26 protein-coding genes and 1 other RNA gene are annotated in these 25,078 nt (G+C 69.2%); 9 read left to right on the forward strand and 18 right to left on the reverse strand.

What is annotated here, in order from left to right; translation table 11 throughout:
* The 5 genes from ACFQ27_RS16910 to ssrA form a co-directional block, all read right to left on the reverse strand.
* A partial coding sequence (locus tag ACFQ27_RS16910) for a hypothetical protein (RefSeq protein WP_377354429.1) occupies window positions 1-200 on the reverse strand: 200 nt, incomplete at its 3' end.
* Window positions 201-285: 85 nt separating this feature from the next.
* Window positions 286-1,071 carry a C13 family peptidase gene (locus tag ACFQ27_RS16915; protein WP_377354430.1) on the reverse strand — a complete coding sequence of 262 codons (786 nt, stop codon included), beginning with the start codon at window positions 1,069-1,071 and terminating at the stop codon, window positions 286-288.
* A 4-nt stretch (window positions 1,072-1,075) separates the two neighbouring features.
* Window positions 1,076-1,546, reverse strand: coding sequence for a PaaI family thioesterase (locus tag ACFQ27_RS16920; RefSeq protein ID WP_374345277.1), 471 nt, complete (start codon window positions 1,544-1,546; stop codon window positions 1,076-1,078).
* 3 nt (window positions 1,547-1,549) lie between these two features.
* Entirely contained in the window at window positions 1,550-2,029 is a 480-nt protein-coding gene (locus ACFQ27_RS16925; protein ID WP_374345534.1) for an SspB family protein, read from the reverse strand.
* Between the two features lie 86 nt (window positions 2,030-2,115).
* Window positions 2,116-2,479, reverse strand: a transfer-messenger RNA (tmRNA) gene (gene ssrA, locus ACFQ27_RS16930).
* A gap of 132 nt (window positions 2,480-2,611) precedes the next feature.
* Here ssrA and ACFQ27_RS16935 point away from each other — a divergent pair.
* Window positions 2,612-3,175 (forward strand): septation protein IspZ, encoded by a 564-nt coding sequence (locus ACFQ27_RS16935; protein ID WP_377354431.1) that lies wholly within the window; start codon window positions 2,612-2,614, stop codon window positions 3,173-3,175.
* Between the two features lie 48 nt (window positions 3,176-3,223).
* Here ACFQ27_RS16935 and ACFQ27_RS16940 read toward each other — a convergent pair whose 3' ends face one another.
* Both ACFQ27_RS16940 and ilvN read right to left on the reverse strand, forming a co-directional pair.
* Entirely contained in the window at window positions 3,224-3,892 is a 669-nt protein-coding gene (locus tag ACFQ27_RS16940; protein WP_374345275.1) for a TetR/AcrR family transcriptional regulator, read from the reverse strand.
* Window positions 3,893-4,529: 637 nt separating this feature from the next.
* Window positions 4,530-5,078 (reverse strand): acetolactate synthase small subunit, encoded by a 549-nt coding sequence (ilvN, locus tag ACFQ27_RS16945; protein ID WP_374345274.1) that lies wholly within the window; start codon window positions 5,076-5,078, stop codon window positions 4,530-4,532.
* Window positions 5,079-5,212: 134 nt separating this feature from the next.
* Between ilvN and ACFQ27_RS16950 the strand changes: the two genes are divergently transcribed.
* From ACFQ27_RS16950 to ACFQ27_RS16960, 3 genes are all read left to right on the forward strand, one after another.
* Window positions 5,213-6,094: a class I SAM-dependent methyltransferase gene (locus tag ACFQ27_RS16950; protein WP_377354432.1), complete on the forward strand. Its 882-nt coding sequence runs from the start codon at window positions 5,213-5,215 to the stop codon at window positions 6,092-6,094.
* Window positions 6,094-6,447, forward strand: coding sequence for a hypothetical protein (locus tag ACFQ27_RS16955; protein WP_374345272.1), 354 nt, complete (start codon window positions 6,094-6,096; stop codon window positions 6,445-6,447). Before ACFQ27_RS16950 ends, ACFQ27_RS16955 begins: the two co-directional genes overlap by 1 nt.
* A gap of 82 nt (window positions 6,448-6,529) precedes the next feature.
* Window positions 6,530-7,051: a DUF1993 domain-containing protein gene (locus tag ACFQ27_RS16960; RefSeq protein WP_377354433.1), complete on the forward strand. Its 522-nt coding sequence runs from the start codon at window positions 6,530-6,532 to the stop codon at window positions 7,049-7,051.
* Between the two features lie 21 nt (window positions 7,052-7,072).
* On the opposite strand, the gene ACFQ27_RS16965 is transcribed toward ACFQ27_RS16960, so the two are convergent.
* On the reverse strand, window positions 7,073-7,678 hold the full coding sequence (locus ACFQ27_RS16965; RefSeq protein ID WP_377354434.1) for a hypothetical protein: 606 nt from the start codon (window positions 7,676-7,678) through the stop codon (window positions 7,073-7,075).
* Between the two features lie 139 nt (window positions 7,679-7,817).
* Between ACFQ27_RS16965 and ACFQ27_RS16970 the strand changes: the two genes are divergently transcribed.
* Window positions 7,818-8,450 carry a YceI family protein gene (locus tag ACFQ27_RS16970; RefSeq protein WP_377354435.1) on the forward strand — a complete coding sequence of 211 codons (633 nt, stop codon included), beginning with the start codon at window positions 7,818-7,820 and terminating at the stop codon, window positions 8,448-8,450.
* Window positions 8,451-8,454: 4 nt separating this feature from the next.
* Window positions 8,455-9,087 (forward strand): glutathione S-transferase family protein, encoded by a 633-nt coding sequence (locus ACFQ27_RS16975; protein ID WP_377354436.1) that lies wholly within the window; start codon window positions 8,455-8,457, stop codon window positions 9,085-9,087.
* Here ACFQ27_RS16975 and ACFQ27_RS16980 read toward each other — a convergent pair.
* The 4 genes from ACFQ27_RS16980 to miaA all read right to left on the reverse strand — a co-directional run bounded on the left by ACFQ27_RS16980 (window position 9,084) and on the right by miaA (window position 15,197).
* Entirely contained in the window at window positions 9,084-9,983 is a 900-nt protein-coding gene (locus tag ACFQ27_RS16980) for a retropepsin-like aspartic protease family protein (protein ID WP_377354437.1), read from the reverse strand. The two genes, ACFQ27_RS16975 and ACFQ27_RS16980, sit on opposite strands and share 4 nt — an antisense overlap.
* An 89-nt stretch (window positions 9,984-10,072) precedes the next feature.
* Window positions 10,073-12,067, reverse strand: coding sequence for a PAS domain S-box protein (locus ACFQ27_RS16985; protein WP_377354438.1), 1,995 nt, complete (start codon window positions 12,065-12,067; stop codon window positions 10,073-10,075).
* A 254-nt stretch (window positions 12,068-12,321) separates the two neighbouring features.
* Window positions 12,322-14,118 carry an acetolactate synthase 3 large subunit gene (locus tag ACFQ27_RS16990; protein ID WP_377354439.1) on the reverse strand — a complete coding sequence of 599 codons (1,797 nt, stop codon included), beginning with the start codon at window positions 14,116-14,118 and terminating at the stop codon, window positions 12,322-12,324.
* Window positions 14,119-14,288: 170 nt separating this feature from the next.
* Window positions 14,289-15,197, reverse strand: a complete 909-nt coding sequence (miaA, locus tag ACFQ27_RS16995) for a tRNA (adenosine(37)-N6)-dimethylallyltransferase MiaA (RefSeq protein ID WP_377354440.1) — start codon at window positions 15,195-15,197, stop codon at window positions 14,289-14,291.
* Between miaA and serB the strand changes: the two genes are divergently transcribed.
* Window positions 15,196-16,089 (forward strand): phosphoserine phosphatase SerB, encoded by an 894-nt coding sequence (serB, locus tag ACFQ27_RS17000; protein ID WP_377354441.1) that lies wholly within the window; start codon window positions 15,196-15,198, stop codon window positions 16,087-16,089. The two genes, miaA and serB, sit on opposite strands and share 2 nt — an antisense overlap.
* A gap of 49 nt (window positions 16,090-16,138) precedes the next feature.
* A complete protein-coding gene (locus tag ACFQ27_RS17005) occupies window positions 16,139-16,789 on the forward strand; it encodes an HAD family hydrolase (RefSeq protein ID WP_377354442.1) in 651 nt (216 codons plus the stop codon).
* On the opposite strand, the gene ACFQ27_RS17010 is transcribed toward ACFQ27_RS17005, so the two are convergent.
* The gene (locus ACFQ27_RS17010; RefSeq protein WP_377354443.1) at window positions 16,786-17,325 is read right to left on the reverse strand and encodes a GNAT family N-acetyltransferase; all 540 of its coding nucleotides are present in this window, start codon (window positions 17,323-17,325) and stop codon (window positions 16,786-16,788) included. The genes ACFQ27_RS17005 and ACFQ27_RS17010 overlap by 4 nt on opposite strands.
* A 102-nt stretch (window positions 17,326-17,427) precedes the next feature.
* Between ACFQ27_RS17010 and ACFQ27_RS17015 the strand changes: the two genes are divergently transcribed.
* Window positions 17,428-18,540: an Mrp/NBP35 family ATP-binding protein gene (locus ACFQ27_RS17015; RefSeq protein ID WP_377354444.1), complete on the forward strand. Its 1,113-nt coding sequence runs from the start codon at window positions 17,428-17,430 to the stop codon at window positions 18,538-18,540.
* Here ACFQ27_RS17015 and ACFQ27_RS17020 read toward each other — a convergent pair.
* From ACFQ27_RS17020 to ACFQ27_RS17040, 5 genes are all read right to left on the reverse strand, one after another.
* Window positions 18,537-19,964 (reverse strand): MFS transporter, encoded by a 1,428-nt coding sequence (locus tag ACFQ27_RS17020; RefSeq protein ID WP_377354445.1) that lies wholly within the window; start codon window positions 19,962-19,964, stop codon window positions 18,537-18,539. The two genes, ACFQ27_RS17015 and ACFQ27_RS17020, sit on opposite strands and share 4 nt — an antisense overlap.
* 349 nt (window positions 19,965-20,313) lie before the next feature.
* Complete coding sequence (locus ACFQ27_RS17025; protein ID WP_374345257.1) at window positions 20,314-21,726, reverse strand: MFS transporter; 1,413 nt, start codon at window positions 21,724-21,726, stop codon at window positions 20,314-20,316.
* A gap of 151 nt (window positions 21,727-21,877) precedes the next feature.
* Window positions 21,878-23,287 (reverse strand): MFS transporter, encoded by a 1,410-nt coding sequence (locus ACFQ27_RS17030; protein ID WP_374345256.1) that lies wholly within the window; start codon window positions 23,285-23,287, stop codon window positions 21,878-21,880.
* 164 nt (window positions 23,288-23,451) lie between these two features.
* On the reverse strand, window positions 23,452-24,357 hold the full coding sequence (locus ACFQ27_RS17035; RefSeq protein ID WP_374345255.1) for an SDR family NAD(P)-dependent oxidoreductase: 906 nt from the start codon (window positions 24,355-24,357) through the stop codon (window positions 23,452-23,454).
* Window positions 24,358-24,469: 112 nt separating this feature from the next.
* Window positions 24,470-25,078 (reverse strand): efflux RND transporter periplasmic adaptor subunit (locus tag ACFQ27_RS17040; RefSeq protein WP_377354446.1); only part of this gene is annotated, 609 nt, incomplete at its 5' end.

A 25,078-nucleotide genomic window follows, 5' to 3' on the forward strand; every position in this document is an offset into this window, starting at 1 on the left:
ACGGCGGCCGCGCCGACGACCGCGGCCGGGCGCGCGGGGCGCGGCTTCTTCGCCGGCCGGCGCAGGGCGGTGTAGGGGATCGGCCCTTGCGGATTGACCGCCGGCCCAGACGAGGGGGCTTTGTCCTGGGCGCCTGACGCGGCGGGGACAAGGAGCATCGCGGCCAGGGCGGCGAGAAGGGTCTTGACGGCAGGTCGCATTCGCAAAGGCAGGTCGCTCGGGCTCGAAAGTGCGGCGGAACGCACTTGTAGGGCGCCGGGCGAGGGCGTCAAACCACCGGGCGGACTATCCGCCCTTCGTGGGCGGCGCCGGGAAGGCGTAGAGCGGCAGCATGGGGCGCAGTTCCGGGCCGATATAGACCTGCGGTTCCGACGGCGGCTTCATGCCTTCCTTCTGCTCCCGCTGGGCCACGCAGGTCCGAACCGCCGCCGCCAGGCCCGGAAAGTCCTTGGCCAGCGGGGTCGACTGCAGGAAGCAGTCGTCGAAATAGGGATACTTGTCAGCCTCGCCACAGCCGAACGAGGTCCGGTCCGGCCGCGCGGCGGTCAGCACCATCCGGTTGGGCGTGGCCAGACTCGGGATGAACACCCCGGAGAAGCAGGCCGAGATCACCACCACGGTCGGGCGCGCGCCGCAGGTGCGGTCGAGCATGGCGCCCAATATGGCCGGTGGCAGGATGGTCTGGTCCACCACCACCCCGGTCGGCGCGCCATGGCTGGAGAAATAGACCAGGCAGCCGTCGGGCTGCTTGGCTGTCAGTTCGGTCAGGCCCTCATAGATGGTCCGGGGATCGGACTTGGCCAGGCCCGGCGTCTTGTAGCGTTCCGGCCGCACCGAGAACTGGCGCAGGTTCTCGCGGGGAAAGCCGATCCGCTCCAGCTCGCCGGCCACGTCGCGGCGGGCGTTGTCGAAGGCTTCGGAGGGGCCGCCGGAATGGGCGTGCCAGTCGCCGGCCACCACCACGGCCGCCCAGTTGGCGAATGGGCCGGACGCAGCGGCTGGAGCGCTCCAGGCGAGCGTGGTCGCGGCGAGGATCAGGGTCAGCAGGCGGGAAAGCCCGGGCCGACCCATCGCCTTACTTCTTGTAGCTCTGGAAGGGGGTGGGCACTGCCGTTCCGGTAGCCTTGGCCAGCAGCCGGCCTTCGGCGTCATAGAGCTCGCCCTCGGTGAAGGCGATGGTGCGGCCCCACTTGGCCACCTTGCCGACCCCGCGGATCACGCCGGGCATGGCGGGGCGGAAGAAGGTGGTCTTCATCTCGGCCGTCGGCGCCACATGGGTCATGCCGGAGGCGACCATGCAGGCCACGCTCATGCACTCGTCCAGCATGGCGCACAGGTAGCCGCCCTGGATCTGCTTCATGGGATTGAGCAGCAGCTCGGCCTTGGCGTCGAAAGCCACCTCGACCATCTTCTGCGCCTGGTTCACCGAGACCATGCGGAAGCCCAGGGTCTGGGAGCCGGTGGGCTGGTTCTTGGAGCGCAGGAAGCGGGCGAGGATCGCCTCGTCGGTCAGGGCTTCCGGCGCATCGGCCGCGACGTCGGTCATGATCTACTTCTTACGGAAATGGTCGAGGGACACGACATTGGGCGCGTCCGGGTCCACGGGCGCCTCGGGGGCGGGCTCGGCCGCCTCGGCCGGCTCGGCCTTGGCCGTCGCCGGGGTCTCGAACTGCAGCAGGAACTGCACGCTGGGATCATAGAAGCGGGTCAGGGCCGCATAGGGCACGCTGAGGCGCTTGGGCTGGCCGCCGAACTTCAGGGTGACGGTGAAGAAGGTCTCGCCCGGCGCCAGGTCCCAGTACTGGTGCTGCAGGACGATGGTCATCTCGTCCGGGTACTTGGACAACAGGTCGACCGGACCGGACACGCCCGGGGCGTCGGTCTTGAAGGTGATATAGAAATGGTGCGCGCCCGGCAGGCCTTCCGGCGCCGCGGCCCGCTTCAGGGCGGCCTTGACCACGCCGCGCAGGGCCTCCTGGGCCATGGCCTCGTAGTGCATCTGGTCTTGGGCCGGCGGGTCCTGGGCCATGGGGTCTCCGAACATTCCTGGCCGCCAGCGTAACGCGTCGCGCACGCCGCGCAAGGCGTGGGGCGAACGAATGCGCGGGGAAGGAAAGTGGAGGGGTTCTGTTGCCAGGCCCCCTCCGAGCCCCGCCTAGGGGAGCTAAACCCCCTAGGGCTTTATGATGAAATCAATCTGACGCTTACGCGGCCAGACGGACTTCTTCAGCGAAGTTATCGTTCGCATTTAGATCAAGACCCGAAACGGTGGGTCAGGCCGGGTGAAAGCAACACCTTTACACGTCTGTCGATGCTGATCGGCCCCGTGCTCCCGCAGCGACAACCTGCCGGGAGGATTTGGTGGAGCCGCCGGGAATCGCACCCGGGTCCAGTCCGCTTATTACGTGCGCGTTTATCACCATAGTCCGGCGAACCGGACGCTTCGGATATAGGCGATCAGCGGGGCGATTTGAAGGCGCGCCGTTCGCGATGCGCGGACGGACGGGCGGATTTCGCGGACGGCCACCTGGCCTTCGCCAGCGGGTTCGCGCTCCAAAGCCTTGCCGGGATAGGGTTTGCGCAGGTCGCCACCCCAACCTCGGGTCTTTCCATGAAGAACTTCGCCTACGCCGCCCGTCCCCTGATGGAGGACTTCTTCTCCACCCTGGTCTTCGTCGTGCTGAACGCCTTGCACGTGGATGTCCGTATCGCCGTCGCCTGCGCGGCGGCCATCGGGGTGGCCCAGGTGGCGTGGCGTCTGGTCCGCCGCCAGCCGGTGGCGGCCCTGCAGTGGATGTCGCTGGGCCTGGTGCTGGTGTTCGGCGCCGCCAGCTATTTCACCCATGACCCGCGCTTCGTGATGGTGAAGCCCTCGATCATCTATGTCGTGGTCGGCGGGGCCATGCTGCAGAAGGGCTGGATGCTGCGCTACATGCCGCCCATCGCCCAGGGTCACGGCGATCGTCTGATGACCGCCTTCGGCTATGTCTGGGCCGGCCTGATGTTTGTCAGCGCCATCGCCAACGCCGTGGTGGCGGTCGCCTACACCGCCCACTGGACCGCCTTCATCGCCATCTTCCCCCTGGCCTCGAAGGTCGTGCTGTTCCTGATCCAGTACGTCGTGGTGCGCATGGCCGTGGTCCGTAGCGTGCGGGCCCAGATGGCGGCGGCGTAAATCCTCCCTCGCCCCGAGGGGAGAGGGGACGCGGTGCGGAGTCGGCCCCTAAGCCGTCGCCCGCGCTTGCGCCGCTTCGCTGAGCAGGCGGTCGACCAGGTCCTGCTTGTAGCGCTTCAGGAGCACATAGGCCCGCTCGATCCGCTCGGGATCGTCCGTCAGCAGCATCTCGATGGACAGGCCGCGCATGGCGGCCATGTGCAGGGTGACCATGTCCTCGATGGCCGCGTCGTCCTCGATGCCCAGCTCGCGGGCGAAGTCGATCATGAACTGGCGCCGGCGCGCCTCGATGGCGTTGAACATCGACGGCAGCTGGGCGGCCAGCTGCGGGTCGGAACGGGCGGCGACCATGATGTCCAGCTTGGCCTTGACCGGCGGGGTCATCTGGGCGCGCCAGACCTTGTCGGTCTGGTCGATATAGTCGGCGCGCAGGTCCACATCATCATTGTGCGGGCGCGGCGCCTGGGGCCGGTCGTCATAGCCCGAGGCGTAGGCCACCACGGCCAGCATCAGGTCCACCTTGGTCGGGAACTGGTGCAGCATGCCGCCGCGGCTGACGCCCGCCTCCTCGGCGATGGTGGCCAGGGTGGTGGCCGAATAGCCCAGGCGGTTCAGGCAGGTGATGGCGGCGTCGATCAGGCGGGCGCGCATGGCGGCCGTCCGCTCCGCCTGGCTGCGGCGGGGCGTCTTGATCGCCTGGGGTAGGGTGTCCGCCATCGGGGTTCCTCGGTTCACCATGATGCTCAACGCATAATCGGTCCAAGGCAACCGTGCCGTGGCGGAAAGGCGCCGGCGCGGCGACCAGGGCCGCGCCGGCGAGAGGGCCAGCATGCCTCACGGCGCCGCTGGGGAGGACCTCTGGAATTCGAACCAAGCGTGGGCGCGGGACGCGGCGAAAGCCGCGCCCCAGCGCCTCAGGTGTTGAGGACGTCCGGCGGCGTGCTCCGAAATAAGAGCCGCCATGGCGCCGGGCCGTCTCGTCGTCATCTATTCGTCCCTGAAAAGGTCAGGTGCGGCCGAGCTGACGCTCGAACGCGGAAAGTGCAAAAATATCAGTAGTCTAAAGAAATGATGGCCGTCGCTTCCGTCCCGTGTCCGGGTCTTCCGCGCCGGTTCTCGAGAGGGAATGGACCATGCCCGGAGAGCCTCGTCAACAAACAAACCGTCCAATCGGTCTGTGTTTGGATGAGGTCGAAAGAGTGTTTCCCGAACAGCAGCCGGGGAGGTCGAGTTTGACCCTCGAGCCCCAGATTGGGGGCATGTTTTTCAGCGTGTGATGGTTTGGACCGGGGAGCCCGAGGACCCCTCACCCCGACCCTCTCCCCGCACGGCGGGGCGAGGGGGCGTCGCCGCCTCAGATCGCTTCGCCGCCGCGGGTGATGGACAGGACGCCGGTGCGCGACAGCTCCACTAGGCCCAGCGGCCGCATCAGGTCCACGAACTTGTCGATCTTCTGGGAGGCGCCGGTCAGCTCGAAGATGAAGCTGTCGATGCCGGTGTCCAGCACCTTGGCGCGGAAGATGTCGGCGATGCGCAGGGCCTCGACCCGGTCGGCGCCCGTGCCCTTGACCTTCACCAGGGCTAGCTCGCGTTCCAGGCCGTTGGGGTCGCGGGTGATGTCCTGGACGTGGCGGGCGGCGACCATCTTGGTCAGCTGAGCCTCGATCTGGGCCAGGACGTGGGGCGCGCCGCGGGTGACGATGGTCACCCGGCTGGTGTGGGCCCGGCGGTCGGTCTCGGCCACCGTCAGGCTCTCGATATTGTAGCCCCGGGCCGCGAACAGCCCGACCAGCCGGTGCAGGACGCCCGGCTCGTTGTCCACCAGGATGGCGAAGGTGGCGAGGCTCTCGGCTTCCTCGGCGTGGGCGAGGTCGTAGACGGAGGCGGGTTGGGCGTCGGACATGGCGGCGGTCCTGGAGACAATGACGTGGCCCGACCTGTCACATGCTGGCCTTCGCCGCAACCGGGCGCGTCAAATCCGGGCGTCGCGCCGGGGGGATTGCGCCCAGGGTGGGGCTGGTCCACTAGGGCGGGATGGTGAAAACCGATGACCCTGTGGGAGCCGCCGGAGCCTGTCCGGCGTGCGGCGGGATCCTGGCTGCGGGGCGTCACGCCTGGCTGTTCCGGTGCTGCGACTGCGGCCTGCTGCATGCGGCCTTTCCCGTGGACATTCCCCAGACGGCCGGCGGCGACCTGGTGGACGAGAGCCGCCGCGAGGCCGGGCTGGAAGCCGTGCGCGAGCGCAACAACACCCGCCTGCTCGAGGCGTTGAAGGCCATGTCGCCGGCGGGCGCGCGCCTGCTGGACGTGGGCGCGGGGCCGGGATTCCTGCTGCAGCACGCCGCCCGGCTGGGCTTCGTGGTCGAGGGGATCGAGCCGGACGCCAATGTCATCGCCACCGCCCGCGATCGCGGCCTGCCGGTGCGCCACGGCTTCTTTCCCGACGTGCTCGCCCCGGACGACCGCTTCGACGTCATCGTCTTCAATGACGTGTTCGAGCACCTGCCGGATATCACCGCCGCCTTCGAGGCCTGCGCCCGCCACCTGGCGCCGGGCGGTGTCCTGTGCCTGAACTGCCCCAACCGCGACGGCTTCTTCTTCCGGGTCGCCTCAGTTCTGGACCGGCTGGGGATGGGCGGGGCTCATGAGCGGCTGTGGCAGCGGGGGCTTCCTTCGCCGCACCTCTGGTATTTCGCGCCCCGGGACCTGGTCCGCGCCGCGGGTCGCGTCGGTCTGAGGCCTGAGCGCCGGCTCGACCTCGACACCGTGCAGATCAAGGGCCTCTGGAGCCGGATCCGCTGTGTGCGCGATGAGCCTTTGATGCGATCCCTGGCCGCCTACCTGTTTGCGGTGGCCACCTATCCCCTGGCCCGCCTCGCCCCCGCCGATGCGGTGGCCTCGTTCTTCCGCAAGCCCTGATGGCTGTCGGCGATATCCTGCTCTGCGCGGTGTTCGCCGGGACCCTGCCGGTGGGCCAGCTGCTGTTCAAATGGGCGGCCATGAGCCGTGACCCCGACCGCCCGGCCGTGGGCCTGGCGATGCTGACCAATCCGCGCCTGATCCTGGCCGGGGCCTGGTACGGCTTCACCGCCCTGTTCTGGTTCTTCGTGCTCACCCGGGTCGCCTTCAACCGGGCCTATCCCTTCGCCATCCTTGGCTCGGCCCTGGTGCCGGTCCTGGCCCACCTGGTGTTCAAGGAGCCCCTGACCCGGGCCATGCTCGCGGGCTACGCCCTGGTGTTCGCCGGCCTGGCCCTGGTGGTGGGGATTTAGCGCCGGGCCTCAAAAAACCGCTGGCCTTGCCGGCCTCGGGTCCCCGATATCAAGCGCCACAACATCCTTGGGAGGAGCCTCAATGGCCATTTCGCTTTACGACGTCAGCGTCACCAACTTCCTGCAGACCGTGACCGGCGTCGCCGGCTTCCTCGACCGGGGCCTGTCGCACTGCCAGGACAACAACATCGATCCGGAATCCATCGTCGACACCCGCCTGTTCCCGGACATGCTGCCCTTCCGCTTCCAGATCATCAGCGTGGCGCACCATTCCCTGGGCGCGCTCGAGGGCGTGAAGGCCGGCGAGTTCTCGCCGGGGACCAGCCTGCCGCCCCTGTCCTACGTCGAGCTGCAGAAGCTGGTGGCCGACGCCAAGGCTGGCCTGGAGGCCCTGACCCGCGAAGAGGTCGAGGCCTATGAGGGCAAGGAGGTGATCTTCAAGTTCGGCCAGGCCGCCATGCCGTTTACGGCCGAGGGCTTCCTGATGAGCTTCTCCCTGCCGAACCTGCATTTCCACGCCACCACCGCCTACGACATCCTGCGCACCAAGGGCGTGCCGCTGGGCAAGCGTGACTATCTGGGTCCGCTGCGCCTGAAGCGCTGAGGCCGACGTCGGAGATGGGCGTTAGCCGCCCATCTCCGCGATCCGCTCGGCCACCCTGGCCGGGTCGATCTGGCTGATCAGGCGGGCCACGTCGATGGACCCGCCGGCCTTGCCCGCCGTGGGCGAGGCGCTGCGGCTGCGTCCGACCTCGTGCTGCATCCGGGTCACGAAATCCTTCAGGGCGTCCTCAGCCACCAGGCTCAACTGGGCGCGGGTGCGCAGGTCGGCCCCCTCCAGGCGCAAGGCCGCCTGATGCGCCGCCACCAGGTCATCCAGGATCGCCGGCCGCCGCCCTTGATAGGCCCGCGGCTTGCCCCGCCCATAGCCGCCCCAGGGCCGGTTGCGGAAGAACATCCGGCCCTGTTCGACCAGGATCGAGGTCGCAAAGATCACCTCGGTGAGCCGCCGCCGGGCCTCGTCGGGCGGGATGCGCCCCGGCGGCAGGGCGGCCAGCAGCACCAGGCTCTGCAAGGCCGTGATCGCCTGGTCCGCCCAGGCCTGGACATCCTCGCGCCGTAGGGCCTGCTCGCGCCAACGCACCACCGCGCCGCCCACGGTCAACAGGCCGATCACCGCCGAGACCACGGCGGCCACGCCTTCCCAACTGGCGATCGTCGACAGGTTCACGCCGCGCGCCCCTCTTCCCAGGCCTCCACCTTAGCGACGCGGGCGCACCTTGTCCGTCCGATCCTGTCGGACCTGTGCGCCAGCCTGCGTCTTCCAAGACAGAGCCCGTCATGCGACGGATGCTGAAGGAGGACACCCCATGACCCGCTACGCCATCGCCGCCGCGCCCATCGCTGTTTTGGCCGCCCTCGCCCTGCCGGGCGCCGCCCTGGCCGCCTGCCCGACGGGCCTGCCGCCGGGGGTCTATTGCGGATCTCTGGACCCCGCCGCCGCCGTGGCCGGCGCCTACAAGATGGACGAGACCCACGCCGCCGTTCTCGCGAAGGTCTCCCACATCGGCTACTCCAAGAGCGTCTTCCGCTTTGATACGGCCCAGGCGACCCTGGTCTGGGACCCGGCCGACCTGTCCAAGTCTTCGCTGAAGGCGACCATCGACACCGCCTCCATCACCAGCAATGTCCCGGGCTTCGCCAAGGAGATTTCCGGCCAGTTCCTGAAGGCGGACAAGTTCCCCAAGGCCAGCTTCGTCTCCACCGCCTTCCGCCGTATCGACCCCACCCACGGCGAGATCGACGGCCAGTTCACCCTGGCCGGCGTCACCAAGCCCCTGACCCTGAAGATCGCCCTGGTCGGCGCCGGCAAGGGCTTCGGCCATCCGCGCCTGGGCGCCGAGGCGGTGGGCGTGATGGACCCCCAGGCCTATGGCCTGCCGTCCGTGTTCCTCGACCCCATCGAACTCGTCATCGACGCCGAGTTCGAACGCCAGGACTGACCCCATGCTGCTGATTGGCCAGTACGATTCTCCCTTCGTCCGCCGGGTGGGCGTGGCCCTGCGGCTCTACGGCCTGGCCTTTGAGCACGCCCCCTGGTCCACCTTCGGCGACGCCGAGCGGATCGCCGCCTACAACCCGCTGCTGCGGGTGCCGACCCTGGTAATGGACGACGGCGTCGCCCTGATGGACAGCTTCGCCATCCTCGACGCCCTGGACGAGATGGTCGGTCCCGAGCGGGCCATGATCGCCGCCGCCGGCCCGGACCGCCGCGAGGCCCTGCGGCTCTGCGCCCTGGCCGCCGGCGCCGCCGACAAGGCGGTGTCCCTGGTCTATGAGCGCGCCCTGCGCGGCGAGGGGCTGGCCATGTGGGTCCAGCGCTGCAGCGCCCAGGTCAACGGCGCCCTCGACGCGCTTGAGGCCGCGCGCAAGGGCCGGACCACGCCCTGGCTGTTCGGCGACGGGATCGGCCACGCCGACGTCCTGATCGCCACCATGCTGCGCTTCGTGGGCGAGGCCCTGCCAGGCGCCTTCGACCTCGCCGCCCGCCCGGCGCTCACCGCCCACGCCGCCGCCTGCGAGGCCCTGCCGGCCTTCCAGGAGATCCAGCAGCCCTTCGTGGTTTCGGCAGGCGGCTAGACCTCGCCGGGGCCGGACGGCGCGGGCTTGGCCGGGGCTTTGTCAGGCTGGGCCTTGTACTTCAGGTACAGCTTGTCGCCTTCGATCCGCACGCCCTCCAGGCGGTTGAGGAAACTCATGCCCAGCAGGGACTGGCGCATGGGCGCCTGGTTGATCGAGACCGGCACCTTGTCGAAGCGGATCGGGCCGACCGAGACATTGTCGGCCATGACTTCGGCGCCATAGCCGATCCCGTTGGCGGTCTCGCTGGGGCGGTCGAACTTCAGGGTCTTCGGGTCATAGCCCAGGCGTTCGGCGTCGGCGGGCGATAGCACGATGTCCGAGGCCCCGGTGTCGACCAGGAAGCGCACCGGCTTGCCGTCCAGCTGGCCGACCACCATGAAGCCGCCGCCCTCGTCGGCGGTGACCACCAGTTCAGAGGTGCGGGTTGTGACCGGCCGGCCGCCCGAGACCTCGGCCAGGACCCTCTGCCCCATGTCCTGCAGCTCGCCGCGATAGGCGTAGCCCATCAGCAGACCGACCACGAGCGCGCCCCAGATGGTGATGTGGCGCAGGGCCTGGCGCCAGGCGATGGGGCCGGCGCGCAGCAGGGCGGCGGAGAGCAGCACCGCAAACCCCAGGCCGCGGATCGCCCACATCCAGTCCTCGTCCGTACTGACCGCGCCGGGATAGGCGGCGGCCAGGCCGAAGACCATGGCGCAGATGGCGGTCATCAGCCCGATCCACAGGGCGACCCGCAGGCCGGACACGGCCCGCGGGGCCTCGGCGGGCGCGCCGCGCGGCCAGACCGTGCGCGCCGGCGTCGGTGGGGTGGGAACCAGCGGCTCCTTGTCGCCCTTCCGGGCCTTGCCCTCGACGGGATCGCGCGGCCCCCAGGGCCCGGACGTGTCGCTCATGATGCTCGCAAGGTGTCGGTGGATGTCGGGGGCAATGTAGTCCCCCCAAGCCGCTTGCGGGAGGGGGCGCAGCAGCCCCCAAGCAACCCTCAGTCTTCCGCCAGCCCGCTGATCGCCGTCATCAGGGCGTCCACGGTCACCGGCTTGGCCAGGAACGCGTCGGCGCCGGCGGCGAAGGCCTGGTCGCGGTGGGTGTCGAAGCTGTTGGCGGTCAGCATGATCACCGGGGTGCGCTGGCGCCCGCTGGCCGCCTCAGACGCCCGGATCACCCGGGTGGCGGCCAGGCCGTCCATGTGCGGCATCTGCATGTCCATCAGGATCAGGTCGAAGCCGCCCGCCCCGAAGGCCTCCACCGCCGCGCGGCCGTCCTCGGCCATGGTCAGGGTCACCCCCAACGGCTCCAGCAACAGCTCGATCACCCGGCGGTTCACCGGATGGTCCTCGGCCAACAGGATGCGCAGGCCCTCCGCGTCCAGGGCCTCGGCCTCGGCGTCCGGGGTGGTCTGAGGCGGGGCCGGGTCGGCGGTGCGCGCCAGGGGCAGGGCCAGGACAAAGCGGCTGCCCTCGCCGGAGGCCGAACTGGCCAGCAGGTCGCCGCCCATCAGCCGGGCCAGCTGGCGCGAGATCGACAGGCCGAGCCCGGTGCCGCCGAACCGGCGGGTGATGGACTCATCGGCCTGGGTGAAACGCTCGAACAGCCGCGGCAGCACCTCCGGATCAATGCCGATCCCGGTGTCGACCACCGCGATGGTCACGGCCGCGGGGCCGCCGTCGGCGCTGTCCTCGACCTGCAGGGTGACGGTGATGCCGCCGGTCTCGGTGAACTTCACGGCGTTGGCGACCAGGTTGGAGACCACCTGGCGGATGCGCCCGGCGTCGCCCAGGAACCAGCCCTCCGCCCCCGCCGCGCTCTCCAGGCGCAGGGACAGACCCCGGTCCTCGGCCTTGCCGCGCAGCACCTCGACGGCCTGGCGCACCTGGTCGACCAGATCCAGCGGCTGGGCGGCGACAGCCACGTGGCCGGCCTCCACCTTGGACAGGTCCAGGATCTGCGACAGGATCCCCTCCAGCGCGACGCTGGAGCGGCTGATGATCTCAACGAGCTCCTGCTGACGGTCGTCCAGCCGGGTCTTGCCCAGGGCGTCGGCCAGGGCGATCACCCCGTTCAGCGGCGTACGCAGCTCGTGGCTGACATTGGCCAGGAAGTCGGACTTGGCCTGGTTGGCGGCCTCGGCGCGGACCTTGGCCTCTATCAGGCTCAGCTCGGTGCGCTTCTGCTGCGACATGTCCTCGATGATGGACCAGATGTACTGGGCTCCATCGCTGCCGGTGACCCGCGCCCCGCTCAACAGGATCGGCACGCGCGAGCCGTCCTTGCGGATGTATTCCTTCTCGAACGGGGTGTAGCGGCCGGTGCGCGCCATCTGCTCCAGGGCCGACTGCTCGGCCTCCAGATAGTCGTCCGGCGTCAGCACCCAGTAGTCGAGGTTGCGCAGTTCCTCGGCCGCGTAGCCGACGATGCGCAGGAACGCCGCGTTGAACTCCACATAGCGCCCCTCCATGTCGGTCAGGGCGATGCCGACCGAGGACAGCTCGAACAGGTTGCGCAGCTTCTCCTCGCTGGCCCTGAGCGCGGCCTCGGCCTGTTTGCGCTTGGTGATGTCCGAGGCGACGCCCAGATAGCCGGTGATCGCGCCGGCCTCGTCGCGCAGGGCGGTGACGCTCAACAGCACCGGGAAGTGGGAGCCGTCCCGGCGGACATAGGTCCACTCATGCTCGTTCGGCTGGCCCTGGTCGGTCTTGGCCACGAACACGCGAAAGCCGGGCTCCAGCGGCGTCCCCAGCTCGGCCCCGAACTCCAACGCCCGGGCCTCGACCTCGGCGCCCAGGTGGAACACTTCCGGAGAGCGCAGCCCGACCAGCTCGGCGGCCGTCCAGCCCAGCATGGCCTCGGCGGAACGATTGAACTCGGTGATGATCCCGTCCGGCGTCGTGGCGATGATCGCGTAGGCCGCGTGATCCAGGATGGCGGACTGCAGCCGCAACCGCTCCAGGACGTCCGTCTCCACGGATGGCGTCGGCACGCGCCCGAATCTCCCCAAACCTCTTAGGGTTGTTGGTAAATCAGCCCGCCAAGCGCGGCTATGCGTCCTGTCCCGAGCATACCGACGGGATTCGACCTCCGCGGCGCGCACCCCCTAAGCCGTCATCCTCCGGCCGGCCGCAGGCCGGTCCGGGGGACCCATGCTGATGTTCAATCTGGAGAGAGGCCGCTTGGAACCCCCGGATCGCCGTTCCGGCGACCGGAGGATGACGTGCAAGCGGAGCGCGGGCGGCCCTAGACCAGCCGCTTGCCGGCGTCGTCGATCACGTCGCCGAGGTCGCGGCCGTCGTCGGCCAGGAGCATTTCGTTGTGCGCCTTGCCCGACGGGATCATCGGGAAGCAGTTCTCGTCCTTGGTGACGCGGCAGTCGAAGATCACCGGGCCGTCATAGTCGATCATCGCTTGCAGCTTCTCGTCCAGCTCCTCCGGACGCTCGGCGCGCAGGCCCAGGCAGCCGAAGGCCTCGGCCATCTTCACGAAGTCCGGCAGGCTTTCCGAATAGGAGTGCGAATAGCGCTCGCCGTGCAGCAGCTGCTGCCACTGGCGCACCATGCCCATCCACTCGTTGTTGAGGATGAAGATCTTGATCGGCAGGCCGTACTGCATGGCCGTCGACATTTCCTGCATCGTCATCTGCACCGAGGCGTCGCCGGCGATGTCGACCACCAGGGCCTTGGGGTGGGCCATCTGCACGCCCAGGGCGGCGGGCAGGCCATAGCCCATGGTGCCCAGGCCGCCGGAGGTCATCCAGCGGTTCGGCTCTTCAAAGTGGAAGTGCTGGGCGGCCCACATCTGGTGCTGGCCGACCTCGGTGGTGATGTAGACGTCGCGGTCCTTGGACAGCTGGTACAGCCGCTCGATGGCGTACTGCGGCTTGATGTACTGGGCGTCCGGCGCATAGCGGAAGGACTGGCGGGCGCGCCAGCCGTCGATCTGGCGCATCCAGTCGGCGATGGCCGCCTTGTCGGTGGCCAGGTTCCGCGATTTCCAGGCGGCTATCAGGTCCTCCAGCACGCTGGCGGCGTCGCCGACGATGCCGATGTCGGCGCGGACATTCTTCGAGATCGACGAGGCGTCGATGTCGATGTGGATCTTCTTCGACATCGGGGCGAAGGCGTCCAGCCGGCCGGTGACCCGGTCGTCGAAGCGCGCGCCGATGGCCACCATGACGTCGCAGTCGTGCATGGCGTTGTTGGCCTCGAAGCTGCCGTGCATGCCGAGCATGCCCAGCCACTGCGGGTCAGAAGCCGGGAAGGCGCCCAGGCCCATCAGGGTCGAGGTGACCGGCGCGCCGGTCAGCTTGGCGAACTCGCGCAGCAGTTCGGCGGCGCGGGGGCCGGCGTTGATCACGCCGCCGCCGGTGTAGAGGATCGGACGGCGGGCGCCGGCGATCAGGGCCGCGGCCTCGGCGATCCGGTTCGGGTCGCCCTTGGTGCGCGGGAAGTAGTTGTGGGCGTAGGCGACGTCCTTCGGACCCTTGTAAGCCGCGCGGCCGAACTGGACGTCCTTGGGGATATCGATGACCACCGGGCCGGGGCGGCCGGACGTGGCGATGTGGAAGGCCTCGTGCATGATCCGCGGCAGGTCGGCCACGTCCTTGACCAGGTAGTTGTGCTTGGTGATCGAGCGGGTGATCCCGATCGTGTCGCACTCCTGGAAGGCGTCGGTGCCGATCAGGTGGGTGGCGACCTGGCCGGTGATGACCACCAGCGGGATCGAGTCCATCAGGGCGTCGACGATGCCGGTGATGGCGTTGGTCGCGCCGGGGCCGGAGGTGACCAGGACCACGCCGGGCTTGCCGGTCGAGCGGGCGTAGCCCTCGGCGGCGTGGGTCGCACCCTGCTCGTGGCGGACCAGGACGTGACGCAGGCGATCCTCGTGGAACAGGGCGTCATAGATCGGCAGCACCGCCCCGCCCGGATAGCCGAAAAGCACTTCCACCCCCTGGTCGACGAGGGAACGGACGACGATCTCCGCTCCGGTCAGGGTGTCCTGGGCGGCGTCGGCTTCGATGGTCTGGTGGGCGGTCATTTCGGAGGGCCTTGGATAGGGCAATAAAAAAGGCCCGCTGGGGGCCTGGGCAAATGCGACCTTTCACGGCTGACGACGAGGTCAGGCCGCGGCGGGTCGCCCTACGAGTACAAGCAGCTTGCGCAACGGATTGCTCCAAACAGGTTGGCGTGGGTCATCGCATGCCCCGATCAGGGCGTCAAGCCAGGGGTGAGGGCAAGAAACTGCCTCCACTGGGCCTCCGGATCGAGGGCCTCGATGCGCGGCCAGTCGGCCATCTGGCCCCGCATCCAGGTCATCTGGCGCTTGGCGTAGCGGCGCGTCTCCATCTGGGCGGCGGCGAGCGCCGTCTCCAGGCTGGTCTCGCCGCGCAGGTGGGTGGCGAACTCGCGGTAGCCCACGGCCTTCAGGGCCGGCAGGGCCGGAGACAGGTTGCGCCCCATCAGGGCCTCGACCTCGGCCAGCACGCCCTGGTCCAGCATGGCCTCCAGCCGGGCGTCGCAGCGGTCGTAGAGGGCGTCCCGGGGCGGGGCGAGGCAGACGGTGGCGTAGCTGTCCGCCGGCAGGGCGCCTGAGGCGTCGGCCTGCCAGTCTGTCAGCGACCGGCCGGTGGCGACGAACACCTCATAGGCCCGGCGCAGGCGCTGCAGATCGCCTGGCGAGATCCTCGATTCTGCTTGCGGATCGCAATCGGATAGTTTGGATCTCAATACAACTTCATCAAGCGCCAAAACCTCCTCGCGGACCTTGGCGGGGATCTGCGGCACCTCGGCCAGGCCCTCGGTCAGGGCCTTGAAGTACAGGCCCGTGCCGCCGACGATCACAGCTGGTCCGTCAAGCCGATCCAGCACCTCCAGCGCCGCGCGCTGCCAGCGTCCGACGCTCCAGCCGTCGGCGGCGTCGGCCACGCCGATCAGGTGATGCGGGACCTCCACGCGCTCCGCCTCGCTCGGCGCGGCGCTGAGGATCGGGATGTCGCGATAGAGCTGCAGGGCGTCGGCGCCCAGGATCTCAGCGCCCGTCTCGCGGGCCAGGCGCAGGGCCAGCGCCGACTTGCCGCTTGCCGTCGGCCCGGCGATCAGCCAGATGCGGCGCGTCATGCAGATCGCTCTCACCCTCGTCGGTCCCGAAGCGGACCAGGTCCAGGCCGCCCTCGGCCGTCTGCCGCAAGCGCTCGCAGCCGCGAAGGCCCGCGTCAAGGAGCCTCGCCCGCTGGGTCCCGGCGCCGTCGACCTCGCGGTCGAGGCCGAGGATCTCGCCGCCGTCCGCGCCGCGGCGCTGGCCGCCGTCGAGGGCCTCGCCGTCGATCTCTGCGCGCAGGCCTGGAATGGTCGCCGCAAGAAGCTGCTGGTCGCCGACATGGACTCCACGATCATCAACGTGGAATGCCTGGACGAGCTCGCCGACTTCGCGGGCAAGAAGGCTGAGGTCTCGGCCATCACCGAGCGCGCCATGCGCGGCGAGCTGGAGTTCGAGGGCGCGCTGCGCGAGCGCGTCGCCATGCTCAAGGGCCTGCCGGTCGCCGACCTGCAGCTGGCCTATGACCAGCGCGTGCGGCTCAATCCCGGCGCGCGGACCTTCGTGCGCACCATGGCCGCCCACGGCGCCCGATGCTGGCTGGTCTCCGGCGGCTTCACCTTCTTCACCTCCCGCGTCGCCGCCGCCGCCGGCTTCCACGCCGATCGCGCCAACACCCTGGGCGAGGCCGCCGGCGCGCTCGACGGCACGGTGGGCGAACCGATCCTGGGCCGCGAGGCCAAGCTCGCCGCCTTGAAGGAACAGGCCGCCGCCGGCGGTCTCGACCTCGCCGAGACCCTGGCCATCGGCGACGGCGCCAACGACCTCGCCATGATCGGCGCCGCGGGCCTCGGCGTCGCCTACCGCGCCAAGCCGATCGTCGCCGCCGAAGCCGACGCCAAGGTCGACCACGCCGACCTCACCGCGCTGCTCTACTTCCAGGGCTATGCGGCCGCGGACTTCGTCACAGACTGAAGCGCGGTGTGATTTCGGGCCGCGCGCGACCTGGGATAGTCAGCCGGCCATGAGCCTGCCGCGCCAACCCATCGCCGTCGTCTTCGACATGGACGGTCTCCTGGTCGACACCGAGACCGTCTATCGCGACGCCATGGCCATGACCGCGCGCGAACTGGGTCACGAGATGTCGCTGGACGTGTTCAGGGCGATGATCGGCCTGCCGGACAACCACGAGCTCCTGACCGGCCACTACGGCGCCGACTTCCCGGTCGAGGCCTTCAACGATCGCACCATGATGCTGGCCGATGAGATCATCGCCGCCGGCGTCGCCCTGAAGGCCGGGGCCGAGGAGATCCTCGACCGCCTGGACGAGCTTGCCCTGCCGCGGGCCATCGCCACCTCGTCCAGCCACAGGGCGGTGGCCTCGCACCTGGGCCCCAGCGGCCTGATCCCGCGCTTCCACACCATCGTCGCCAAGGGAGATTACACCCGCGGCAAGCCCAATCCCGATCCCTACCTCACGGCCGCCGAGCGACTGGGCGTCGATCCCGCCCTGTGCCTGGCCCTGGAGGACAGCCACAACGGTGTCCGCGCCGCCGCCGCCGCCGGGATGATGACGGTGATGGTGCCGGATCTGCTCGACCCGACTGAGGAGATGCACGACCTCTGCGTCCGCATCGCCCGGGACCTGCACGAAGTCCGCGGCTGGCTCGGCTAGAGGTCGATCCAGTAGTGCAGGGCCTGCTCGCCGGGCCGCCAGATGTGCGGGATAGTCTGCGTGTGCACCCCACCGTTCTTCTCGATGACGCGGATCGAGTGCGGGTTGTTCGGGTTCACCGTCAGCAGGACGCGGGTGAGGGGCAGGTTGGCGCGGATCCAATCCAGCCCGGCCGCCAGCGCCGCGCTGGCGTGGCCCTGGCCGCGCGCCGAGGGACGCATGGCGTAGCCCACATGGCCGCCGACCTTGGACAGGGTCTCGCTGAGTTCATGGCGCACATGCACCGTCCCTAGGAACCGGTCACCCTCCACCCACCACAGCGGGGTCCAGGGCACGGCGCGGCCCAGGGAGCCGTCCGGCTGAACGAAGGTCTCCGGCGGGTTCAGCTGGCTCTGCAGGAAGGCCATCGGGTCGGCCTCGACCTGAGCGATCGTCTCCGGCGTCTCGGGGCGCAGGGTGTCGCGGTTGTAGCCCTCGTGCAGGGCCTCGATGAAGGAGGCGAGGTAGCGCTCTGCGGGTCTGACCAGTTGCGCCATGACGGCCTCCTGCTGAAACCCCGGCACGAAGGGGCCGAGTCGAGCGGCCCGCCAACCTCGGCGGACTTGTAAACCGCCGCGCGCAGCCGGATATGAGGGCCCATGGACCGTACCGCCCCCCTCGACCGCGCCGCCCTTCTCGCCGCCCTGAACCAGGTCGCCGATCCGAAAACCGGCAAGGGCCTGTCAGACGCGGGCCTGGTGAAGGGCCTGATCCTGGCGCCCGGCCGCGCCGGCTTCATGCTCGAGGTCCCGGCCGCCGACGCCGCGCTCTACGCCCCGGTGCGCACCGCCGCCGAACAGTTGCTGTCGACCCTGCCGGGCGTGGCCAAGGCCCAGGTCGTGCTGACCAGCGAAGCCCCCTCGGCCCCGCCCGCGCCGGGCGTGACCCGGGTGCGCAAGGGCGCGCGCATCGCCCATGATCCCGGCGCCCAGGCCGGCCCGCCCGCCGAGGCCGAGCGTCCCGCCCATGTGAAGCGGGTCATCGCCGTGGCCAGCGGCAAGGGCGGGGTGGGCAAGTCGACCATCTCGGTGAACCTCGCCACCGCCTTGGCGCGCCAGGGCCTGCGCGTGGGTCTGCTGGACGCCGACGTCTATGGGCCGTCCGCCCCGCGCATGCTGGGCGTCGATGGCGAGCCGGGCTTCGGGCCGGAGAAGAAGCTGATCCCGCTGGAGGCCTGGGGGCTGAAGGTGATGTCCATCGGCTTCCTGGTGGACGAGGGCGCGCCGATGATCTGGCGCGGGCCGATGGCTTCCTCGGCCGTGCGCCAGATGGTCCACGACGTGGCCTGGGGCTCGGAGGCCGAGCCGCTGGACGTGCTGGTGGTCGACCTGCCGCCGGGCACCGGGGACATCCAGCTGACCCTGGTCCAGAAGCTGAAGCTCGACGGGGTGGTGATCGTCTCGACCCCGCAGGAGATCGCCCTGATCGACGCCCGCCGGGCGGCGGCCATGTTCCTCAAGACCGCGACCCCGATCCTCGGCGTCGTGGAGAACATGGCCTACTTCGCCGACGCCAGCGGAGCCCGCGTGCCGATCTTCGGCGAGGGCGGCGCCAAGGCCGAGGCGGTCAAGCTGGGCGTGCCCTTGCTGGGCGAGATCCCGCTGGACGTCGCCCTGCGCCAGGCCTGCGACGATGGCAAGCCCGTCTCGGCGGCGGCGCCCGAAAGCCCCGCCGCCCAGGTGTTCGCTCAGATCGCCAAGGCTCTGAGCTAGCGCCCGCTCGGCGCCGCGCCCGGCGCTGACGACAGGCCCGATAGGGGTTCGGCTTCCAGGTCGGCGGTCAGGGCCGCCTCGCGTTCATCCAGCTGGCGGCGGATGTCGGCATGGCGTTCGCTATCCAGCTTGTAGCCGAAGAACAGCGCGCCCCCGACTAGCACCAGGGCGATGGGCGCGAACAGGTAGCACATCTCCAGGCCGCGGATGGCGGCCTCGGTGTTCACCGCGCCCTCCTTGGCGTTGTAGCCGACGGCGGCCAGGATCGGGAACACGATGGCCACCGTGATCGACGAGCCGAACTTCTGGGTGATGGTGATCAGGGCGTAGAGCAGGCCGGCCTGGTTCTGGCCGGTGTCGAGCCGGATCTGGTCAGAGATGTCGGCGACCATGGCCCGGATCAGCAGGGTGAAGGCCGAGGCGCAGAAGCCGACGCTGAACATGCCCACCGCCGTCATGGCGAAGGCGCCCTTGGGCATGGCCATCAGGATGGTTTGGGTGATGGCGTAGCAGACGCAGGCCACCTGCAGGGTGCGGTGCTTGCCCAGCGTCTGGGCGATGCGGGCCCAGGCCGGCGCGCCCAGCAGGCCCGCGCCGATGTAGGGGATCAGCAGCAGGCTGACTTCCTTGATCGGGAAGCCCTTCGCGTCGTGAAAGAAGAAGATGTAGATCGGCGAGGTGGTGCCCGGCCCCAGCACCAGGAACAGGTCGGCCAGCACCAGGCGCGCCATGCCGGGGGTGGTGAACACCGCCATATAGTCCTTCAGGCTCGCGCCCTTCTGCGGCGGGCCGAGCTTTTCCGGCACGGTCAGGACGTTGGCGGCGGTGGTGAAGGGCAGCAGGCAGATGATGATCAGGCCGATGGCGGCCATGCTCTCGCCCTTGCCGGGCTGGATGGCGCCCTTGGTCAGGATCGGGGTCAGCAGCAGGGTGACCGAGCCCACCACGGCGACGCCCTGCATCCAGCCATAGATGCGGCTGCGCTCGTTATAGCCGGTGGCCAGCGCCGCGGCCCAGGCCGCGTGGCTGAGGCTGGAGATCGAGGTGCCGGTGTAGATGATCAGGAGCCAGGTGATCAGATAGCCGACGCCTGCGCCCTCCGGCGGGTTGAGGATCTTCCAGGTGGCGAACATCAGGATCGGCAGGCCGAGCGTGAACCAGACCTTGTAGCGGCCGAACCGCGTGTGGGTGCGGTCCATGCCGTAGCCGATGACCAGGTCGAAGCCGATGTCGATGAGGCGGACGGTGGCGACCGCGGCGGCCACCGCGGTCAGCGGAATGGCCAGGTGGCTGGCGTAGAACCGGGGCATGTAGGTGCCCAGGATCAGCATCAGCATGGCGCCCGGAATACCGGCGCTGGCGAAGGCGAATATGGTAGGCGTGGATAGCCGGCCAGCCGCAGGGCTGGCGGTTGCGGTGGTCACTAGACGTCTCCTCAAAATTTATGGCCGCCCACTTACGGGACGTTTATCCGGTAAACAGACCGCGCCCCTGGTCGGGGCGCAAGTCCAATTCTGAGACGGCTAGGGTCCGCACCCAATTGATCGCCAGGCGGCAGCGCTCTGTCAGGCCCTTCTCCCCTTGTGGGAGAAGGTGTCGGGCGACAGCCCGACGGATGAGGGGGCGCGCAAACCTGCCCGGAGAAGCGTGGAAACGCGATCCCCGAGAGGTCTGAGAGACCCCTCATCCGACCCTGCTCCGCAGGCCACCTTCTCCCACAAGGGGAGAAGGACGCTTCAAGCAGATCTCGTCAGGGCTAGTTGAGTATCGACCTTAGGCTTGATTGGCCGGGGGACGGCCCAGGCTGACGCCCGAGGCGGTGGCCAGGAGATCGGCCTCGGCGGCTAGGCCGTCGCGGATATCCAGCTGGCGGCGGACTTCGGCGTGGCGGCCCGCGTCCAGCTTCCAGCCGATGAAGGCCGCGCCGCCGAAGAACACCAGGATGATCGGGGCGAAGACGTAGCAGAGCTCCAGGCCGCGGATGGCCTCCGGCGTGTTCACCGCGCCCTCGGCCGGGTTGTAGCCGACGAACTGCAGCACGGCGTAGCTGACGGTCACGGTGATGGCGCCGCCGATCTTCTGGGTGGTGGTGACCAGGGCGTAGAGCAGGCCGGCGCGTTCCTTGCCGGTTTCCAGGCGCACCTCGTCGGCGACGTCGGCGACCATGGCCCGCACGATCGGCACGAAGCCGGCGGCCACGAAGCCCACCCCGAACATGCCGGGGATCGCCAGGCTCATGGTGGCCGGTGGAATGATCATCAGCATCGACTGGGCGACGGCGTAGGCCACAGACGAGGCCATCAGGGCGCGGTGCTTGCCGATCCGCTGGGCCAGGAAGCCCCAGAACATGGAGCCGACCAGGCCGGCGCCGATGTAGAACAGCAGCAGGATCGAGGTCTGCGGCGCGGTGTAGTGGCGCGCGTCGTGGAAGAAGAACAGGTAGAGGGCCGCCGTGGTGCCCGGGCCCAGCGCGATCACGAAGTCGGCGAAGACCAGGCGGATCATCTCCGGTCGCGACAGCAGCGCCCAGTAGTCCTTCAGGCCGATGCGCTCCTGGCTTTCCACTTCAGGTGCGACCCGCTCCGGCGTGATGGTGGCGCACAGGGCGACGGTGAGCGGGATGGCGGCGATCAGGAACCAGCCCATGGCCGCGACCCCGCCGTGCGCGCCCATCGGCGTCTTGGCCAGGAACAGGGGTAGCAGCAGGATCATCACCGAGCCCAGCACGCCGACGGCCTGGATCACCCCATAGACCCTGGAGCGATCGTGATAGTCGGTGGCCAGGGACGCGCCCCAGGCGGCCTGGGACAGGGTCAGGATCGAGACCCCGAGATAGAGGATCAGCAGCCAGGTGATCAGGTAGCCCAGGCTGATTCCCGGACTGGCCATGAACAGCATGTAGGTGGCCAGCATGGTCACCGGCGCGCCCAGGATAAGCCAGGGGCGGTAGCGGCCGAGCTTCAGGCGGGTGCGGTCCATGCCCATGCCCAGCAGGGGATCCACCGCCAGGTCCAACAGACGCACGATGCCGAAGGCCGCGCCCACGGCTCCCAGGCTCAGCCCGATATGGCCGGTGAAGAAACGGGGCAGATAGACCCCCATGACCAGGCCGATGGCGGCGATGGGGGCCGCGGTCGAGCCGAAGGCGGCGACCACGGGAAAGGACAGGCGATTGGCCGAGGCCATGCGGGGAACTCCAATATGGGCGGCGCCAATAAATTGCGCCTGGAAGACAAAATGCGGCGCAACCGCGCCTGGAAATGAATCGGCGTTCGCACGCCCAGGACCAGAGCCGTCAGCAAACTCCCCGCACGCGCCCCGCGCAAGGGGGCCGTGATCAGTTGGGTCGGATCGCGGCGTGCGCCGGCTCGGTGGTCAGGGCCTGGATCACCGCCGCCTCGTCATAGGCCGCGTCCCGGGCGTCGAGCTCGGCGCGGATCTCCGCATGGCGCTCAGCGCTGAGCTTGTAGCCGAAGAAGCAGGCGCCCCCGAGGCCGACGAAGACGATTGGGCCCACCAGGAAGGCGAGCTCCAGCCCGCGGATCGCCTCGGCGGTGTTCACCGCGGACTCCTTGGGATCGAAGCCGATGGCGTGCAGCACCGAGTAGGTGAGGAAGATCGAGAAGGCGCCGGCGATCTTCGAGGTCATGGAGGTCAGGGCGTAGAGCAGGCCGATCTGCTCCTTGCCGCCGTGCAGTCGCACCTCGTCGCCGATGTCGGCGGTGATGGCCCGGGTGGTGACGGTGAAGCCCGCCGCCAGGAAGCCGCTCAGGAACATGATCACCGCCGCCAGGGCGAAGCTGCCGGTGGGCAGGACCAGGAGGCTGGCCAGCACCAGGGTGTAGGCGGTGGTGATCACCCCCAGGGCGCGATGCTTGCTGATCCGCCGGGCCAGCAGGCCTATCAGCGGCGCGCCGGCGATGCCCGCCAGGATGTAGAGCACCAGCAGCAGGTTGGATTGGGTGGTGGTGAAGCCCAGCTTGGACTTGGAATAGAACAGGTAGAGGGCGCTCATCCAGCCCGGGCCGAGGGACAGGGCGAGGTCGGCGCCCATGATCCGCCAGACGTTGCCGTGCTTGAACAGGCCGATGAAGTCGCTCGCCCGGTAGCGGTCGGCGAAGGAGCGGGCGTCGAGGACTTCCGGCGTGCGCCAGACCACCAGGGCCACGGCGAAGGGTGTCATGGCGATCAGGAACCAGCCCATGGCCCGCACCCCTTCGGCGTCGGTGGCCCCGGCGCGGTCCAGGAAGATCGGGATGATCAGCACCATCACCGCGCCCACCACGCCGACGGCGGCCATGATCCCGAAGATGCGGGCGCGCTCGCCGTAGTCGGTGGCCAGGTTCGCCGCCCAGGCGGAGTGCGACAGGCTGAGGATCGAGGTGCCGAGGTACATGACCAGCAGCCAGACCATGATGTAGCCCTGGCCAACGCCTTCCGGCGCCATGAACAGCATGTAGAGGGCGATCATCAGGATCGGCGCGCCGATCACGGTCCAGAGCCGGTAGCGGCCGAACCGGGTGCGGGTGCGGTCCATGACCAGGCCGAGCGCCGGGTCGAGCGGGATGTCGATCATCCGCACCAGGGCGAAGGCCGCGCCGACGACGGCGAGGCTGACGCCTAGATGGCTGGCGAAATAGCGGGGCAGGTGGACGGCGATGGCCAGGCCCAGCGCCGCCAAGGGCAGGCTGGTGCCGGAAAAGGCCAGAAGGGTCCAGATCGAGTGGCGGCCTTGGGCCTTGGTCATCGCATCCTCCGCACGCCGGCGCGTCTCTTCGGACGCTGTCTCGGCCGGCCAAGGTTAGGCGGCGCCAAACTCGCTCACGCAAGCGGTTTTGTATTACCAAAATGAAAGACGGGCGGTCTTGCGACCGCCCGTCTGACAAAGACTGGATGTGTCCGAAGGACCTATCAGCCGGCGCCGAGCTTGCGGAAGAACTTCCCGCCCTGTTCGCCGCCGTTGACATAGGCCTGCTGGCCGGTCGGGTCGGAGATCTTGGCCCAGTTGTCGCGGACTTCCTCGACCGACAGGCCGCCTTCGCCGAGGTACACGCCCTCGGTTTCATAGATGCGCGACAGGGCGAAGGCGCCGGCGCCGGCGGTCAGGATCGCGCCGGTGGGGGCTTCGTCAGAGGCCAGGTAGACGACGCCGGGGGTCACGTATTCCGGCTTCAGCTTTTCGAGCATGGCGGGCGGCATCAGGCCTTCGGTCATGCGGGTGGCCGCGACCGGGCTGATGGCGTTGATGTGGATGTTGTTCTTCTGGCCTTCGAGCTTGATGGTGTTCATGAAGCCGATGATGCCGAGCTTGGCCGCGCCGTAGTTCGACTGGCCGAAGTTGCCGTACAGGCCCGACGACGAGGTCGTCACGACGATGCGGCCGTAGTTCTGGGCGCGCATGATTTCCCACACGGCCTTGGTCGGCTTCACGGTGCCCATCAGGTGCACGTTCATGACCAGTTCGAAGTCGGCGATCTCCATCTTGGAGAACGACTTGTCGCGCAGGATGCCGGCGTTGGCGATCAGCACGTCGATGCGGCCCCAGGTGTCCATGGCCTGCTTGACCATCAGGGCGACGCCGGCGTCGTCGGTCACCGAGCTGCCGTTGGCGATGGCTTCACCGCCCATGGCCTTGATCTCGGCCACCACGGCCTCGGCGGCGGCGGAGTTGCCACCCGTGCCGTCCATGGAGCCGCCCAGGTCGTTGACCACGACCTTGGCCCCGCGGCGCGCCAGTTCCAGCGCGTGCTGCTTGCCCAGGCCACCGCCGGCGCCGGTGACGATCGCGACTTTGCCGTCGAAGCGGATGTCCGCCATGGAAATGTCTCCCGTTCCCAAACAGGGGTTTGAATTTCGGCGCGCGTTGTGCGGTGCGGGAGAGCGGGCGTCAATGGGTTTGGAGTCTCCTCCCCCGCGATGCGGGGGAGGATTATTGGCCCCGCAGGAACTTCACCAGGACCCGCTGGCCGATCAGGAACGGGGCGGTGTCGGCGCTGACCACCACCTCGACCACGCGATCGTCGGTGCGCTCGGTGGGGTCGTCCGAGACCAGCTTGCGGGCGCCGAAGACGGCGGCCTGGCGCAGGACCTTGCCGGTGAAGACCTTGGAGGGATCGCTCTCCGGCGACATCTGCACGCTCTGGCCGATGGCGACGAAGGGCAGGGCGTTCTCGGCGATCTCGGCGCGGACGATGTGCGGAGCCACCGGCTCCAGATCGAACATGGTCGAGACATTGAGGGTCGAGGCGCCGGCGCCGGGGTTGGCGTAGCGGCGGGCGATGCGGCCGTCCGCCGGCGCGCGGATGATGGTCAGTTCCTGGATGTAGCGGGCCTGGGCCAGGTTGGCCTCGGCGGTGGCGATGGCGGCGCGCTGAGCCTCCAGCGAGGCTTCGGCCTCGCGGATGCGGTCGCTGGCCTGGTCCAGGCGCTGGCCGGCCACGAAGTTGGTGGCGACCAGGTTCTGCAGGCGGGCGCGCTCGCGCCGCGCGGTGGCCAGCTGGGCCTCGGTCAGGGCGATCTGGGCGCGGGCCTGGCGCAC

This window comes from Phenylobacterium conjunctum, assembly GCF_042679085.1.
GTDB lineage: Bacteria > Pseudomonadota > Alphaproteobacteria > Caulobacterales > Caulobacteraceae > Phenylobacterium > Phenylobacterium conjunctum.